Below are 14918 nucleotides of genomic sequence, written 5' to 3'. Positions count from 1 at the left end.
CCGCCATTGCCTTTGTGTCAGCGCGAAGCGGCGCCGTCGAGGGCGAGGTTGAGCGCGAGCACGTTGACGACGGGCTCGCCGAGGAAGCCGAGCTTGCGCGGTTCGACATGGGCGTCGACCAGCGCCTTGATGCCCGCAGGGTCGGCATTGCGCGCCTTGGCGACGCGGGCGACCTGGAAATAGGCGGCCTGCGGCGAGATATGCGGGTCGAGCCCGCTGCCCGAGGTCGTCACCAGATCCATCGGCACCGGCGCGCCGGGATTCTCGGCCTTGAGCTTCTCGGCATCGGCCTTGATGCGCTCGACCAGCTTCTGGCTGGTCGGGCCGAGATTGGAACCGCCGGAGCTTGCGGCGTTGTAGGGCGCGTCGATGGTCTTCGTGCTGTCGTTCGGATCGGTCGCGACCGTCGCCGAGGGGCGGCCGTGGAAATAGCGCTCGCCGGTGAAATTCTGGCCGATCAGGCTGGAGCCGATGATCTTGCCGCCCTTCTCGATCAGGCTGCCATTGGCCTGGCGTGGGAAGACGATCTGGGCGATGCCGGTCATCGCCAGCGGGTAGACGAGGCCGGTGATCGCCGTGAGGGCGAGGATCATCACCAGAGCGGGGCGGATCTGCTTGAGCATGGTGGCGGCTCCTTAGACGAGGTGCAGCGCGGTCACGGCCATGTCGATGGCCTTGATGCCGATGAAGGGCACGACGAGCCCGCCGAGCCCGTAGACGAGCAGGTTGCGGCTGAGCAAAGCGCCGGCGCCGACGGCCCGGTACTTCACGCCCTTCAGCGCGAGCGGGATCAGCGCGACGATGATCAGCGCGTTGAAGATGATGGCCGACAGGATGGCGCTCTGGGGCGTCTGCAGCCCCATGATGTTGAGCGCGCCGAGCTGCGGGTAGAAGGCCAGGAACATCGCCGGGATGATGGCGAAGTACTTGGCGACGTCGTTGGCGATCGAGAAGGTTGTCAAGGCGCCGCGCGTCATCAGGAGCTGCTTGCCGATCTCGACGATCTCGATGAGCTTGGTCGGGTCCGAGTCGAGATCGACCATGTTGCCGGCCTCGCGCGCTGCGACCGTGCCCGTGTTCATGGCGACGCCGACATCGGCCTGGGCGAGAGCCGGCGCGTCGTTGGTGCCGTCGCCGCACATGGCGACGAGCTTGCCCTTGGCCTGCTCCTCGCGGATCAAAGTGAGCTTGTTCTCCGGCGTCGCCTGGGCGAGGAAGTCGTCGACGCCAGCCTCGGCCGCGATGGCGGCGGCGGTCATCGGGTTGTCGCCGGTGATCATCACGGTGCGGATGCCCATGCGGCGCAGTTCCGCGAAGCGCTCGCGGACGCCGCCCTTGACGATGTCCTTGAGGTGGATGACGCCGAGCAGGCGCCCATCCTTCGCCACGGCGAGCGGGGTGCCGCCGGCCTTGGCGATCTCGGCGGCGCTGGCCTGGACCTCGCGCACCACGCCGGCCGCCGGGCGTGACCCGATGGCGCCGGCCTCGACATGGTTCAGCACGGCATCGACGGCGCCCTTGCGGATCTGCGAGCCTTCGAGATCGACGCCGCTCATCCGGCTCTGCGCGGTGAAGGGCACGAAGCTGGCATGGAGGGCGCCCATGTCACGGGCGCGGATGCCGTATTTCTCCTTGGCGAGCACGACGATCGAGCGGCCCTCCGGCGTCTCGTCGGCGAGCGAGGCGATCTGGGCAGCGTCCGCAAGCTCCTGCTCGCTGACGCCGGAGACCGGCTTGAACTCCGTCGCCTGGCGGTTGCCGAGCGTGATCGTGCCGGTCTTGTCGAGCAGGAGCGTATCGACGTCGCCGGCGGCCTCGACGGCGCGGCCGGACATGGCGAGCACGTTGAAGCGCACCAGCCGGTCCATGCCGGCGATGCCGATGGCCGAGAGCAGCGCCCCGATGGTGGTCGGGATCAGCGTCACGAACAGCGCGACCAGCACCACGACCGGGATATAGCCCCCGGCATAGGCGGCGAAGCTCGGGATCGTCGCGGTGGCGAGCACGAAGATCAGCGTCATGCCGGCGAGCAGGATGTTGAGCGCGATCTCGTTGGGCGTCTTCTGGCGCTCTGCGCCCTCGACCAGCGCGATCATGCGATCGATGAAGGTCGAGCCAGCGGCCGCGGTGATGCGCACGCGGATCCAGTCCGAGAGCACCTGCGTGCCGCCGGTCACGGCCGAGCGGTCGCCGCCGGATTCGCGGATGACGGGCGCGGATTCGCCGGTGATCGCGGCCTCGTTCACCGAGGCGACGCCCTCGATGACCTCGCCATCCGAGGGGATGATGTCGCCGGCCTCGACCAGCACGACATCGCCGACCTTGAGCGAGGTGCCGGGCACGAGCCGGAACTGGCTGCGATCCTCGCCCGAAAGCAACTTGGCCTGCGTTTCCGCGCGGGTCTTGCGCAGCGAATCCGCCTGCGCCTTGCCTCGCCCTTCCGCGACCGCTTCCGCGAAATTGGCGAAGAGCACGGTAAACCACAGCCAGATCACGATCTGGAAGGAAAAGCCGAGATGGCTGCCGCCGGTGACGAGGTCCCGGAGGAAGAGAATGGTGGTGAGCAGCGACACCACGGCGACGACGAACATCACCGGATTGCGGGCGAGGCTGCGCGGATCGAGCTTGCGGAGGGCGTCGCCCAGCGCCGGCACGAGGATGCGGGCGTCGATCAGGCTCGCGGATTTGGACTGGCTCATGAGAGACTCCAGCGAAGAAGGGGCTGCCGGTCAGGCGCCGGCAAGCAGCGCGGCCAGCGCCCGGGCGACCAGCACGAAGAGCGCGAGCCCGGCCGTGGCGGCGAGGATGAGGGTGGAGGGACGTAGGCCGGCCTTGCCGGCTCCCGCGCCGTCGGCACGGTGGGGCGGCAGGGCATCGCGGCGCAGATTGCGAAGACAGCTCGACATGGGCGGCCTCCTCAGAAGCTCTGCCCGGCGAGCATCGCCAGATGCTCGACGATCGGGCCGACCGCCAGCGCCGGGAAGAAGGTCAGGCCGCCGACGATCACGATGACGCCGACGAGGAGCCCGACGAAGAGCGGGCCGTCCGTCGGGAAGGTGCCGGCGGAGGCGGGCACCGACTTCTTCGCGGCGAGCGAGCCGGCGATGGCGAGCGCCGGGACGATGACCAGGAAGCGCCCGACCAGCATGGTGATGCCCAGGGTGAGGTTGTACCAGAGCGTGTTGGCCGAGAGGCTGGCGAAGGCCGAGCCGTTATTCGCCGCCGCCGAGGTGTAGGCGTAGAGGATCTCGGAGAAGCCGTGCGGCCCGCTATTGCCGACGCTGGCGACGGCGCCCGGCAGCACCGCGGAGATGGCGGTGAAGGTCAGCATGCCGGCCGGCAGGCACAGCACGGCGAGCATCGCCATCTTGACCTCCTTGGCCTCGATCTTCTTGCCGAGATATTCCGGCGTGCGGCCGACCATCAGCCCGGCGACGAAGATCGCCAGCACGACGAAGAGCACGATGCCGTAGAAGCCGGCGCCTACGCCGCCGACGATGACCTCGCCGAGCTCCATGTTGATCAGCGGGATCAGGCCGCCGAGCGCGGTGAAGCTGCCGTGCATGGCATTGACCGCGCCGCAGGAGGCCGCGGTGGTGACGACCGCGAAGAGCGCCGAGAGCGGGATGCCGAAGCGCATCTCCTTGCCCTCGAGATTGCCGCCCTGCAGGCCGAGCGCCTGGACGAGCGGGTTGCCGGCGGCCTCGGCCCAGTAGCAGACGATGACGCCGGCGATGAACAGCGTGCCCATCGCGGCGAGGATCGCCCAGCCCTGACGCTCATTGCCGACCATGCGGCCGAAGACATTGGTGAGGGCCGCGCCGATCGCGAAGATCGAGACCATCTGGAGCATGTTCGAGATGGCGTCGGGATTCTCGAAGGGATGGGCGGCATTGGCGTTGAAGAAGCCGCCGCCATTGGTGCCGAGCATCTTGATCGCGACCTGCGAGGCGACGGGGCCGCGCGCGATCGTCTGCTGCGCGCCTTCGAGCGTCGTCGCCGTGACGGCGGCGTCGAGCGTCTGAGGCATGCCCAGCGCGACATAGGCCAGCGTCAGCACCACGCAGAGCGGCAGGAGGACGTAGAGGATGGCGCGGGTCAGATCGACCCAGAAGCTGCCGACCGTCTTGGCCGAGGCGCGGGCGAAGCCGCGAATCAGCGCCACCGCGATCGCGATGCCGGTCGCCGCCGAAACGAAGTTCTGCACGGTGAGGCCGAGCATCTGCGTCAGATAGGACATCGTGCTCTCGCCGCCGTAGTTCTGCCAGTTCGTGTTGGTCACGAAGCTCACGGCGGTGTTGAAGGCGAGATCGGGGGCGACCGTCGCCATGCCGTCCGGGTTCAGCGGCAACCCAGCCTGGACGCGCTGCAGCCCGTAGAGCAGCAACAGGCCGGCGAGGTTGAACAGCAGCAGCGCGACGGCGTAGCCGCTCCAATGCTGCTCCTCGCGCCCATGCGTGCCGGCCAAGGCATAAAGCCCGCGCTCGACCGGCGCGAACAGCGGCGAGAGGACAGTGCGCTCGCCGTTGAAGACGCGCGTCATATAGCCGCCGAGCGGCTTGGTCAGCGCGACGACGAGCGCGCAGAAGACGAGGATCTGGATCCAGCCGTAGAGAGTCATGGCAAAAGCTTCCGGTGGCGCAGCGCGGTCAGAACCGCTCGGGGCGGAGCAGCGCATAGGTGAGGTAGACCAGCAGAATCGCGGTCACGGCCCCACCGAGGAGGTAGTCGAGGATCATGGCGCGGTTCCCCGACTCAAAGTGCGTCGCAGGTGGCGACATAGGCGAGGGAGGCGGCGAAGAAGGCCAGGCCCAGCCCGATCATGACGATATCCATTGCCGTGGTCCCTTTGGCCGAGGCATTGCGGGCGAACCCCGGCTGCCGCCGCGCCTGCTTTCCAGCGGAAAGGGGCGTGGACAGACGGATCGACCGTGCAGGGGATTATCGTGAGGCCGGCATAGCCGTTCGAGACGGGCGGGCGCGTCTCAATATAGGAATCTTATAGGAATTCCGCGGCTCGCCATGCGCGAGAGGCCCGCCGGGCGCCGGCATCAGCCGATACGTCCCAAGCCGGGCACGATCGTCCGCGCGGAGCAGACCCTCCGCATCATCCCTATCGAAAGGCGAGGCGCGCGGTATGATGAGCGCCATCTGTCGCACGATCCCAGACAGTCCCTTGCGAGGCGGTGCAACATGAAGAAGCTTTTCGCAGTCGCGTGCTGCCTGCTCCTGACGGGGTGCGGAGGGTTCGTGTTCCCCGGCCCGGAGCAGAGCGCTCCGATGGAGTGGGGAGGCCAACCCCAGGCGCCTCAAGGCGCCAACGACTTTCAGCCATCCCGTGCCGACAATCAGATGACCTCGTCCTGCACGATGAGGGGGCAGGGCGTCGTTTGCAGGTGAGGCGCCTGCGAAGCCGTCGCGGGGCAATGATGCCGCGACCGCGCAGACGGGTCGATACCGCCGCGGAGCCGGGCCTTGGCCGAATCACGCTTGGCGCGAGCGCTCTTCAGGCCGATCTAGGATAGGGACGATCGTCCTGGCTCCCAATGGCGCCCTGCGGACGCTCCTGACACGAGGACAGCAAAAAACCGGCCTTTGCGGGGCCGGTTGCGGTGATCTGCGGTCTTCCGTGAAGGAGGAGATGGTGGAGCCAGGCGGAATCGAACCGCCGACCTCTTGAATGCCATTCAAGCGCTCTCCCAACTGAGCTATGGCCCCACACGAGACGACCGAGTTGGGATCGGCCGTCAAACGGACTTTATTCAAACCGCCTCGGCGGTTCCGTCCGGGCCGCCTGCCGGCGACGCAGCGCTCTATAGGCGGCCCGGGCTGAAGACACAAGCGCCTAATGTCGCCTTGCCGTCATCTTTTTTGAAGGCTGTGGATCAGTTGTCCTCGTCGCCCTCGATGTCGCCGTCGATCAGATCGGAAACATCGTCGTCGCCTTCCTCGTCCTCTTCCAGGAAGGTGTCGTCATCGTCGTCGGCGACGATGTCGTCCTCGACCTCGATGTCGTCCTCGCTGGTGACCACGACGTCCTTCTCGCTCGCCTCGGCGTCGGCATCCTCGAGCGAGACGAGCTCGACCGCGCCATCGGCGACCTCGACCTCGTCCTCATCCTCTGCCGGCTTTGCCGCCACGGCCGCAGCCGCCTTGGCCTGCGGCTCGAACATCGCGCGCGGATACGCCTGCCCGGTATAGGGGGAGACGATAGGGTCCTTGTTCAAATCGTAGAACTTGCGCCCCGTGACCGGGCAAACGCGCTTCGTTCCGAGTTCCGGTTTCGCCACTGCGTCGGACCTTCAACCATCATGTTCTGAAAAGCAGGCGCGTCCGTTAATCGGGGCGGACGGCGCTGTCAAATGCTGATTTGCGCGATGTGATCACCCCGCGCAAGTCCAATGCGTTTTCCAGAGCCCCTGCGCGCGCCCCGGACGCGCGCATTGGCGCGGCTCGCACGGGCATGCTAGGGCGGGCGCGCAGCTCGTTTGGCCCAAAGCGCAGAGATTCCGACCCCGTGTCCCACGACCATGACCCCGTCCCCGTCACCGCCCGCGCTGGGGGCCCGCTCAAGGGCCGCGTCCGCGTGCCCGGCGACAAATCGATTTCCCACCGGGCGATGATCTTCGGCCTCCTGGCCATCGGCGAGACGAAGGTGAGCGGCCTGCTCGAAGGCGAGGATGTGATGCGCACCGCCGCCGCCGCGCGCGCGCTCGGCGCCGTCGTCCATCATGACGGGCCGGGCGCCTGGCGCGTGCAGGGTGTCGGCGTCGGCGGCCTGCACCAGCCGGCGGATATCCTCGATTTCGGCAATGCCGGCACCGGCTCGCGCCTGATGATGGGCGTCTGCGGCTCGCATCCGATCACCACGACCTTCGACGGCGACGCCTCGCTGCGCAAGCGGCCGATGCGGCGCATCCTCGACCCGCTCGAGCAGATGGGCACCGTCGTAGTCTCGCAGCAGGAGGGCGGCCGCGTGCCGCTGACCCTGCGCGGCCCGCAGGAGGCGATCCCGATCGTCTACGCTCCCCCGGTCGCCTCGGCGCAGATCAAATCGGCAGTGCTGCTCGCGGCGCTTGCCGCGCCCGGCGAGACCACGGTGATCGAGGCGGAGGCGACGCGCGACCACACCGAGAAAATGCTGACCCATTTCGGCGCCGAGATCACGGTGACGCCGGAAGGCGCGCATGGCAGGCGCATCGTACTGAAGGGCCAGCCCGAATTGCAGGCGGCGCCGATCGTCGTGCCGGCCGACCCCTCCTCCGCCGCCTTCCCGCTGGTGGCGGGGCTGATCGTGCCCGGCTCCGACATCCTGCTCGAAAGCGTGATGACCAATCCGCTGCGCTCCGGCCTGCTGACGACGCTGATCGAGATGGGCGCCGACATCACGGTCGAGCGCGAGGCCAATGAAGGCGGCGAGACCGTCGCCGATCTACGCGTGCGCGGCTCGCAGCTCAAGGGCGTGACGGTGCCGCCGGAACGCGCGCCTTCGATGATCGACGAATATCCGGTGCTGGCGGTCGCGGCCGCCTTCGCCACCGGCACGACGCGGATGCGCGGCCTGCAGGAATTGCGCGTGAAGGAATCCGACCGCCTCGCCGCAGTCGAGGCCGGGCTGAAGGCTGCCGGCGTGACCTGCTGGATCGAGGGCGACGATCTGATCGTCGAGGGCTCGGGCGGCGCGCCCGTGCGCGGCGGCGGGCCGATCGCGACCCATCTCGACCACCGCATCGCCATGAGCTTCCTGGTGATGGGCCTTGCGACCCAGAATCCCGTCGTGGTCGATGACGGCTTGATGATCGCGACGAGCTTCCCGAGCTTCACCGCTCTGATGAACGGTCTCGGAGGCCGGATCGGATGAAGCCAGCCACGGGCGACCTCGTCATCGCCGTGGACGGCCCCGCCGCATCGGGCAAGGGCACGCTGGCGAAGCGGCTCGCCGCCCATTACGGCCTGCCCTGCCTCGATACCGGCCTGCTCTACCGCATGGTGGCGCGCGCCATGCTCGATGCCGGGCACGACATCCATGACGCGGCGGCGGCCGAGCACCTCGTCGGCAGCTTCGACGAGACCGGTTTTCCGGAGGAGCGCCTGCGCGGCGGCGAGATCGGCGAGGCGGCTTCCGTCGTCGCGGCGATGCCGGCGGTGCGGGCGGGGCTGCTCGCCCGGCAGCGGCGCTTCGCCGCGCAGCCGGGCGGAGCCGTGCTCGACGGGCGCGACATCGGCACGGTGATCTGCCCGGACGCTCCCGCCAAGCTCTTCGTCACCGCGACGCCGGAGGTGCGCGCGGCGCGGCGCCACAAGGAGCTCCTCGGCCGGGGCGAGGATGTCGCCTTCGAGAGCATCCTCGCCGATATCCGCCGCCGCGATGCGCGCGATTCGGGCCGCAGCGACGCGCCGCTGAAGGCGGCCGAGGACGCGGTCATTCTCGACACCTCGGCGCTGACCGTCGAGGAGGTGGTCGCGGCCGCCATCGGCATCGTCGAGCGCCGACGCGTGACCTGACGCGCTTTCCCGCCCGTTCTCGCGATATTGCTATCTAAACAGGCCTGAAAGCCGGTTTTTCAGCCTTGGCCTCGTCGAGAAGCCGGCGCACACTCGCCACCGCGACGGGATGGCGGAGGTGGCGATGCGGCGCTGGCTGTACGGTCTCTCAGGTCTGGCTGCGATGGCGCTGTGGAGCCAGGCCGCGCCGAATGCGCAGCCGGCAAATGCGCCGCCCGAGGAGGTCGACGTCGCGCTCGTGCTGGCGGTCGACATCTCCTATTCGATGGATCTCGACGAGCTCGCCTTGCAGCGCAACGGCTATATCGAGGCCTTCCGCTCCAAGCCGCTGCAGGACGCCATCAGCAATGGCGCGATCGGCAAGATCGCCGTGACCTATGTCGAATGGGCCGGCGGCAATTTCCAGCACATCGTGCGGCCCTGGAAGATCATCGACGGCCCGGCCGCCGCCAATGCCTTCGCGGAGGAGCTCGGCGAGGCGCCGACGCGGCGCGGCCGGCGCACCTCGATCTCGGGGGCGATCGATCTCGGCGTGCAACTGCTCGAACAGTCCAACGTCACCGCGATGCGCCGCGTCATCGACATCTCCGGCGACGGCGCCAACAATGACGGGCGTCCCGTCACCGCGGCGCGCGACGAGGCCGGGGCCAAGGGCATCGCCATCAACGGCCTGCCAGTGATGCTGAAGCAGGCGGGCTATTTCGATATCGACAACCTCGACGTCTACTACAAGGACTGCGTCGTCACCGGCATCGGCGCCTTCGTCATCCCGATCCGCGAAAAGCACCAGTTCGTCGAGGCGACGCGGACGAAGCTCCTGCGCGAGATCGCCGCCGTGCCGCCGGATGCAACGGTCCAGAAGGCGCAGGCCGGCGACCCGTCGACCTGCCTTGCCGGGGAACGGCAATGGCGCGACCGGATGGGAAATTGAGGGTAGGTCTCAGGTCCCCCGTGGCTTCGCCCGCGTCGTCGGCAAGGCGGCGGCGGGGTCGTCGGGCCAGAGATGGCGGGGATAGCGGCCCTTCATCTCCGATTTCACCGCCGCCCAGGAACCGCGCCAGAAGCCGGGCAGGTCACGCGTCACCTGGATCGGCCGATGCGCCGGCGAGAGCAATTCGAGAACCAGCGGCACGCGCCCGCCGGCCAGCGCCGGATGGCTCGCCAGCCCATAGAGCTCCTGAACGCGCACCGAAATCGTCGGCCCGGCCTCGGCCGCGTAGTCCACGGCGAAAGAGGAGCCGGTCGGGGCGGTGAAATGCGTCGGGGCCTCGGCATCGAGCCGGCGCTTCAGCTCCCAGGGGACGAGGCCCGCCAGCGCCGAATCGAGATCGGCCGGCTGGATCGCCGCGAGCGAAGCACGGCCGAGGATATGCGGCGCGAGCCAGTCTTCCGGATTCTGCGCGAGCCCTTCGTCGGAGAGATCGGGCCAGCCCTGCTCGGCTTCGGCCTTGCGCAGGAAGGCGACACGCTCGCGCAACTGATTCTGCCCCTTCGTCCAGGGCAGCAGGCCGATGCCCAGCGCGGCGATGCCTTTCGCCAGCGCCCCAGCATTCTCAAGCGTCCCAGCGACGGGCAAGGGGCGTTCCGCCAAAGCGAGCGCGCCGTAACGGCGCACCGCTCGTACCCGCAAGGCGCGGGCGGCCCGGTCGAAGCTCGCCTCCTCGCGCTCGGTGATGGCGTAGGGCGCGAGGCCATGGCCGACGAGCATGCCGATTTCCGCTTCGCCGATCGCTGCGGCGGCCATGATCCGGGCCTGCTGCGCCGATCCCGTCATCTCCGCGACGACGATGTAAGATTCGCGCGCCAGGCGCTGCGATGCTTCAAGCGCGCCGCCGCGGCCATTGGCGAGGAGGTACTGGCCAGAGCCCGGCGCACGCGCCCTGGCGACCCGGTCGGGATAGGCAAAGGCGAGCAGGAGGCTGGGGGAGAGCGGCTCGCCCGCCAGAGCCTTGTCCGTCCGGGCATGGCGTTCGGCGGTGCGGGCCCAGCCCTCCGCCAGACGGCGCATATCGCCGGCCCGGCCGCCGCGCTCGCGGGACAAGCGCTCCAGCCGCTCGGCCAGATCGATCGCATCGCCGCCGAGGCCGCGCTCGACCAGCACGGCGGCGAGATCGGCGGCGGCGCCGGCTTGCCCGAAGCGGGCGGCGGCCACAACCATGCGCGCGAGACGGGGCGGCAAGGGCAGGGCCTGCAAGGCGCGACCGTCCGGCGTGATGCGGCCGGCAGCATCGAGCGCGCCGACCGCCTCCAGAAGACCGCGCGCTTCCTTGAGGGCGGGCGCGGGCGGCGGATCGAGGAAGGCCAGCGTCGTCGGGTCGGTCACGCCCCAGGCGGCGCAGTCGAGCAACAACGGGCTCAGATCGGCAGACAGGATTTCAGGCCGGGCGAAGGGTTCGAGCGCCCCCGTCGCGGCCTCCTCCCAGAGCCGGTAGCAGATTCCCGGCTCGGTGCGGCCGGCGCGGCCACGGCGCTGGTCGGCGGCAGCGCGGCTGACGCGGCGCGTCTCCAGCCGGGTCACGCCGATATCGGGCTCGTAGACGGGTATGCGGGCGAGGCCGGAATCGATCACGACGCGTACGCCTTCGATGGTCAGCGACGTCTCGGCGATCGCCGTGGCGAGCACGACCTTGCGCCTGCCCGCAGGCGCCGGCAGCACGGCCCGGTCCTGCTCGCGCTGGTCGAGCGCGCCGTAGAGCGGAGCGATCTCGACAGCCGGATCGCGCAGCCTTTCGCGCAGGCGCTCCTCGACGCGGCGGATCTCGCCCTGCCCCGGCAGGAAGACGAGCTGCGAGCCGGGTTGCTCGTTCAGCGCCAGCAGCACGGTTTCGGTGACCTGATCCTCGATGCGCTTCAGCGGATCGCGGCCGCGATAGCGCGTCTCGACCGGATAGGCGCGGCCCTCGCTCTCGATCACCGACGCATCGCCGAGCAGCCTCGCGACGCGGGCGCCGTCGAGCGTCGCGGACATGACGAGGATGCGCAGATCCTCGCGCAGGCCGCCCTGGGCGTCGAGCGCCAGCGCCAGGCCGAAATCGGCGTCGAGCGAACGCTCGTGGAATTCGTCGAAGAGCACGGCGGCGACGCCGTCGAGCGCGGGATCGTCGAGGATCATCCGGGCAAAGACGCCTTCGGTCACGACCTCGATGCGCGTCTTCGGGCCGATCTTCGAGCCGAGGCGCACGCGCAGGCCGACGGTCTCGCCGACCTGCTCGCCCAGCGTCTGCGCCATCCGGTTCGCCGCGCCGCGCGCCGCCAGACGGCGCGGTTCGAGCAGGATGAGCTTGCCGCCCTTCGTCCAAGGCTCGTCGAGCAAGGCAAGCGGCACGCGCGTCGTCTTGCCGGCGCCGGGCGGGGCGACCAGCACGACATTCGGCCGTTCGCGCAAGGATGCGGCGAGGTCGTCGAGAACGGCATCGATGGGCAGGGCTTGGTCGAAGGCGCGCATGTCCGGCCGATGTGGCGCAGCCGCGGCCCGCACGCAAGCGGATCGCAGCTTCCGGCCCGCAGGATCAATCCGCAGCGCGGTCCTGACGGCGCGCGAAGAAGCTCACCATGGTCTCGACGAGCTCGCGCGGACGTTCTTCCGGCACATAATGCCCGCAATCCTTGATGATGGCGCCCTCGGGCTCCGTCGCGACGCGTTTCATCGTGTTCAGGGCTGCCTCGCCATAGCCATGGTCGCCACCCACGGCCAGCACCGGACAGAGCAGGGGCGATGCGCCGAGCCTGAGATTGTCGTCCCGGTCCTGGGGGATCAAGGCGCGGTAATGCGCGAACATTCCCCGAAGGCCACCCGGCGCGGCCGCCGCGCGGGCATAATGGCCGATATCCTCCTCGGTGATGCTCGTCGGATCGAAAGTGCCCACGTTCTCGCGGCGGATCATCGCCTTGATGAAGAGATGCTCCCGGCCGCGCACGAGTTCCTCGGCAATGTCCCCGGCGCGGTTGAAACCAAAATGCCAGCTTCCGCCATTTGCCACATCCATCGCCCGTTCCTGCCCGAAGCCGGGCAGGCCCGATTCGATGAAGACGAGCCCGCGCGTCCGCTGGGGCCAGTTGGCCGCGAGCGGATAGGCGACCTGGCCGCCGAGATCGTGACCGACGACCCAGGCCGTCGCGATGCCGAGACGATCGAGCATGGCCACGAGGTCACGAGCGACGACCAGCTTGGAATGAACGCCTTCCGGCTTGCTGCTGTCCCCGAAACCACGCAGATCCGGAGCAATGACGCGAAACCCCGCTGCCGCAAGCAGGGGAATGACCTTGCGCCAGGCGTGGGAGGTCTGCGGCCAACCATGCAACAGCAGCACGGTCTCCCCGTGCTCGGGCCCGGCGAAAACCGCATGCAGACGTAAGTCCGCCGCGATGCGGATGGTGCGATGTTCGAGCATGATGGAAACGACGTGATCCGGCCTTGTGGCGCCCTCCCCCAAGCGATCATGAGCGCCAGCCGAAAGCAAGGCTGCGCCGCCGGATCCGGCATGCGGCGAGGTGAGGGCGAGAGAGCCACTCGCCAGCCCGCGCGCGTCATGCTAACCGCTGACCTCATGACTGAGACCGGCCAGACCCGCATCCAGAACCGCTTCCAGGCCTGCGCCCGCGAGGGCCGGGCCGCGCTCGTGACCTTCGTCACGGCAGGCGACCCCGATTTCGAGACCGCGAGCGCCATTCTCGCCGCCCTCCCCGCGGCCGGCGCCGATGTGATCGAGCTCGGCGTGCCCTTCACGGATCCGATGGCGGACGGCGTGCCGGTCCAGCTCGCCGGGCAGCGCGCGCTCAAGGCCGGGCAGACCTTGCGCAAGACGCTCGCCATGGTCGAGAGCTTCCGCAAGGCCGGCCACGACACGCCGATCGTGCTGATGGGCTACTACAATCCGATCTGGGTCTATGGCGTCGAGGCCTTCCTGGCCGAGGCGCGCCGTGTCGGTGTCGACGGGCTGATCGTGGTCGACCTGCCGCCGGAGGAGGATTCCGAGCTCTGCCTGCCGGCGCTGAAGGCGGGCGTCTCCTTCATCCGCTTGGCCACGCCGACGACCGACGACAAGCGCCTGCCCAAGGTGCTGCAGAACACCTCGGGCTTCGTCTACTACGTCTCGATGACCGGCGTGACCGGCGGCGCCATCGCCGATTACGGCGCGGTGGGCGATGCCGTCACCCGCATCAAGCGCCACACCGGCCTGCCGGTTGCGGTCGGCTTCGGCGTGAAGACCGCGACTGACGCCGCCACCATCGCCAAGAGCGCGGACGGCGTCGTCGTCGGTTCGGCGCTTGTGGAGCGCGTCCGACTTTCGCTCGACGCCGAGGGCAAGGCCACGGAAAAGACCGTTTCGGCTGTCACCTCGCTGGTCGCCGAACTCGCGCAAGGCGTGCGCTCGGTGGCGAAGGCCGCGTGAACGGGCTTGCACGCCGGGCCTTTGCCGGCGAAAAGCCAATCCCCATCTCTCGCCTGACGGCGCATGCCGCCGAAGGCCCATCAGGGATGATCCGATGAACTGGATTTCCGAAGTCGTCCGGCCGCGCATCAAGACGCTGTTCAAGCGCGAGACGCCGGAAAATCTCTGGATCAAATGCCCGGATTCCGGGCAGATGGTCTTCCATAAGGATGTCGAGGCCAATGGCTACGTCATCCCCGGCTCCGAGCATCATATGCGCGTCACCGCGCCGGAGCGGCTGCGGCTGACCTTCGACGAAGGCAAGTGGCTCGACGTCGCGCTGCCCGAGGTCGCGATCGACCCGCTCAAGTTCCGCGACGAGAAGCGCTATGTCGACCGGCTGAAGGATGCCCGCGCCAAGACCGGCGCACAGGACGCCTTCAAGGTCGGCTATGGCCGGGTCAAGGGCCTGCCGATGACCATCGCTGCGCAGGATTTCCACTTCATGGGCGGTTCGCTCGGTATGGCGGCCGGCGAGGCCTTCATCAAGGGCGCAGAGACGGCCCTTGAGAAGAAGACGCCCTATGTCGTCTTCGCGGCTTCCGGCGGAGCGCGCATGCAGGAAGGCATCCTCTCGCTGATGCAATTGCCGCGCACCACCGTCGCGATCCGGCGCCTGCGCGCGGCAGGCCTGCCCTATTTCGTGGTGCTGACCAATCCGACCACCGGCGGCGTCACCGCCTCCTACGCGATGCTCGGCGATATCCACATCGCGGAGCCCGGCGCGCTGATCGGCTTCGCCGGGCCGCGCGTGATCGAGCAGACGATCCGCGAAAAGCTGCCGGACGGCTTCCAGCGCTCGGAATATCTCAAGGACCACGGCATGGTCGACATGGTCGTGCATCGCCGCGACCTGCCGGAGACGCTCTCGCGCCTCGGCCGCCTGCTGATGAAGCAGCCCGCGGGCGAAACCGGCAAAGCCGCACCGGCTCTGCCGCCGCAGCCGGTCGCCGAGGCGGTCTGAGGCTCGTTCGACCGAGG

The 14918-nt window shown here is 68.8% G+C and carries 13 protein-coding genes and 1 tRNA gene; 5 read left to right on the top strand and 9 right to left on the bottom strand.

The window, feature by feature from the left end; genetic code table 11:
- Positions 1 to 17: 17 nt before the first annotated feature.
- From GGC47_RS12280 to GGC47_RS12250, 7 genes are all read right to left on the bottom strand, one after another.
- On the bottom strand, positions 18 to 623 hold the full coding sequence (locus GGC47_RS12280) for a K(+)-transporting ATPase subunit C (RefSeq protein ID WP_142022392.1): 606 nt from the start codon (positions 621 to 623) through the stop codon (positions 18 to 20).
- A 12-nt stretch (positions 624 to 635) separates the two neighbouring features.
- Positions 636 to 2699 (bottom strand): potassium-transporting ATPase subunit KdpB, encoded by a 2064-nt coding sequence (gene kdpB, locus GGC47_RS12275; protein ID WP_142022393.1) that lies wholly within the window; start codon positions 2697 to 2699, stop codon positions 636 to 638.
- 30 nt (positions 2700 to 2729) lie between these two features.
- Positions 2730 to 2906, bottom strand: coding sequence for a hypothetical protein (locus GGC47_RS12270; protein ID WP_162720006.1), 177 nt, complete (start codon positions 2904 to 2906; stop codon positions 2730 to 2732).
- Between the two features lie 11 nt (positions 2907 to 2917).
- Positions 2918 to 4621, bottom strand: a complete 1704-nt coding sequence (gene kdpA / locus GGC47_RS12265; RefSeq protein WP_142022394.1) for a potassium-transporting ATPase subunit KdpA — start codon at positions 4619 to 4621, stop codon at positions 2918 to 2920.
- A 28-nt stretch (positions 4622 to 4649) separates the two neighbouring features.
- On the bottom strand, positions 4650 to 4739 hold the full coding sequence (locus tag GGC47_RS12260; protein WP_038364842.1) for a K(+)-transporting ATPase subunit F: 90 nt from the start codon (positions 4737 to 4739) through the stop codon (positions 4650 to 4652).
- A 903-nt stretch (positions 4740 to 5642) separates the two neighbouring features.
- Positions 5643 to 5718: transfer RNA gene (locus tag GGC47_RS12255), tRNA-Ala, on the bottom strand.
- 167 nt (positions 5719 to 5885) lie between these two features.
- Positions 5886 to 6290, bottom strand: coding sequence for a TIGR02300 family protein (locus GGC47_RS12250; RefSeq protein WP_038364845.1), 405 nt, complete (start codon positions 6288 to 6290; stop codon positions 5886 to 5888).
- Positions 6291 to 6517: 227 nt separating this feature from the next.
- Here GGC47_RS12250 and aroA point away from each other — a divergent pair, with 227 nt between their 5' ends.
- From aroA to GGC47_RS12235, 3 genes are all read left to right on the top strand, one after another.
- The gene (aroA, locus tag GGC47_RS12245) at positions 6518 to 7861 is read left to right on the top strand and encodes a 3-phosphoshikimate 1-carboxyvinyltransferase (protein ID WP_142022395.1); all 1344 of its coding nucleotides are present in this window, start codon (positions 6518 to 6520) and stop codon (positions 7859 to 7861) included.
- Complete coding sequence (gene cmk / locus GGC47_RS12240; RefSeq protein ID WP_142022396.1) at positions 7858 to 8505, top strand: (d)CMP kinase; 648 nt, start codon at positions 7858 to 7860, stop codon at positions 8503 to 8505. The genes aroA and cmk overlap by 4 nt, the downstream gene beginning before the upstream one ends.
- A 124-nt stretch (positions 8506 to 8629) precedes the next feature.
- Positions 8630 to 9436, top strand: coding sequence for a DUF1194 domain-containing protein (locus GGC47_RS12235; protein WP_112762552.1), 807 nt, complete (start codon positions 8630 to 8632; stop codon positions 9434 to 9436).
- A 9-nt stretch (positions 9437 to 9445) separates the two neighbouring features.
- Here GGC47_RS12235 and hrpB read toward each other — a convergent pair whose 3' ends face one another.
- Positions 9446 to 11950, bottom strand: coding sequence for an ATP-dependent helicase HrpB (gene hrpB / locus GGC47_RS12230; protein ID WP_142022397.1), 2505 nt, complete (start codon positions 11948 to 11950; stop codon positions 9446 to 9448).
- A 64-nt stretch (positions 11951 to 12014) separates the two neighbouring features.
- The gene (locus tag GGC47_RS12225; RefSeq protein ID WP_142022398.1) at positions 12015 to 12896 is read right to left on the bottom strand and encodes an alpha/beta fold hydrolase; all 882 of its coding nucleotides are present in this window, start codon (positions 12894 to 12896) and stop codon (positions 12015 to 12017) included.
- Positions 12897 to 13052: 156 nt separating this feature from the next.
- Here GGC47_RS12225 and trpA point away from each other — a divergent pair, with 156 nt between their 5' ends.
- Positions 13053 to 13898, top strand: coding sequence for a tryptophan synthase subunit alpha (trpA, locus tag GGC47_RS12220; protein ID WP_112762551.1), 846 nt, complete (start codon positions 13053 to 13055; stop codon positions 13896 to 13898).
- A gap of 94 nt (positions 13899 to 13992) precedes the next feature.
- Positions 13993 to 14901 carry an acetyl-CoA carboxylase, carboxyltransferase subunit beta gene (gene accD / locus GGC47_RS12215; protein ID WP_113252744.1) on the top strand — a complete coding sequence of 303 codons (909 nt, stop codon included), beginning with the start codon at positions 13993 to 13995 and terminating at the stop codon, positions 14899 to 14901.
- The last annotated feature ends 17 nt before the right edge of the window (positions 14902 to 14918 follow it).

It is taken from the genome of Allobosea sp. OAE752, assembly GCF_050433265.1.
GTDB classification, from domain to species: Bacteria; Pseudomonadota; Alphaproteobacteria; order Rhizobiales; family Beijerinckiaceae; genus Allobosea; species Allobosea spartocytisi.
The sequence above is the reverse complement of the archived record's forward strand: the minus strand, read 5'-3'. Positions and strand labels throughout refer to the sequence as shown.

Coding starts and splice junctions, on each gene's coding strand:
- GGC47_RS12280 (WP_142022392.1), bottom strand. CDS start 623: ATGCTCAAGCAGATCCGCCCCGCTCTGGTGATGATCCTCGCCCTCACG.
- kdpB (WP_142022393.1), bottom strand. CDS start 2,699: ATGAGCCAGTCCAAATCCGCGAGCCTGATCGACGCCCGCATCCTCGTG.
- GGC47_RS12270 (WP_162720006.1), bottom strand. CDS start 2,906: ATGTCGAGCTGTCTTCGCAATCTGCGCCGCGATGCCCTGCCGCCCCAC.
- kdpA (WP_142022394.1), bottom strand. CDS start 4,621: ATGACTCTCTACGGCTGGATCCAGATCCTCGTCTTCTGCGCGCTCGTC.
- GGC47_RS12260 (WP_038364842.1), bottom strand. CDS start 4,739: ATGATCCTCGACTACCTCCTCGGTGGGGCCGTGACCGCGATTCTGCTG.
- cmk (WP_142022396.1), top strand. CDS start 7,858: ATGAAGCCAGCCACGGGCGACCTCGTCATCGCCGTGGACGGCCCCGCC.
- GGC47_RS12235 (WP_112762552.1), top strand. CDS start 8,630: ATGCGGCGCTGGCTGTACGGTCTCTCAGGTCTGGCTGCGATGGCGCTG.
- hrpB (WP_142022397.1), bottom strand. CDS start 11,950: ATGCGCGCCTTCGACCAAGCCCTGCCCATCGATGCCGTTCTCGACGAC.
- GGC47_RS12225 (WP_142022398.1), bottom strand. CDS start 12,896: ATGCTCGAACATCGCACCATCCGCATCGCGGCGGACTTACGTCTGCAT.
- trpA (WP_112762551.1), top strand. CDS start 13,053: ATGACTGAGACCGGCCAGACCCGCATCCAGAACCGCTTCCAGGCCTGC.
- accD (WP_113252744.1), top strand. CDS start 13,993: ATGAACTGGATTTCCGAAGTCGTCCGGCCGCGCATCAAGACGCTGTTC.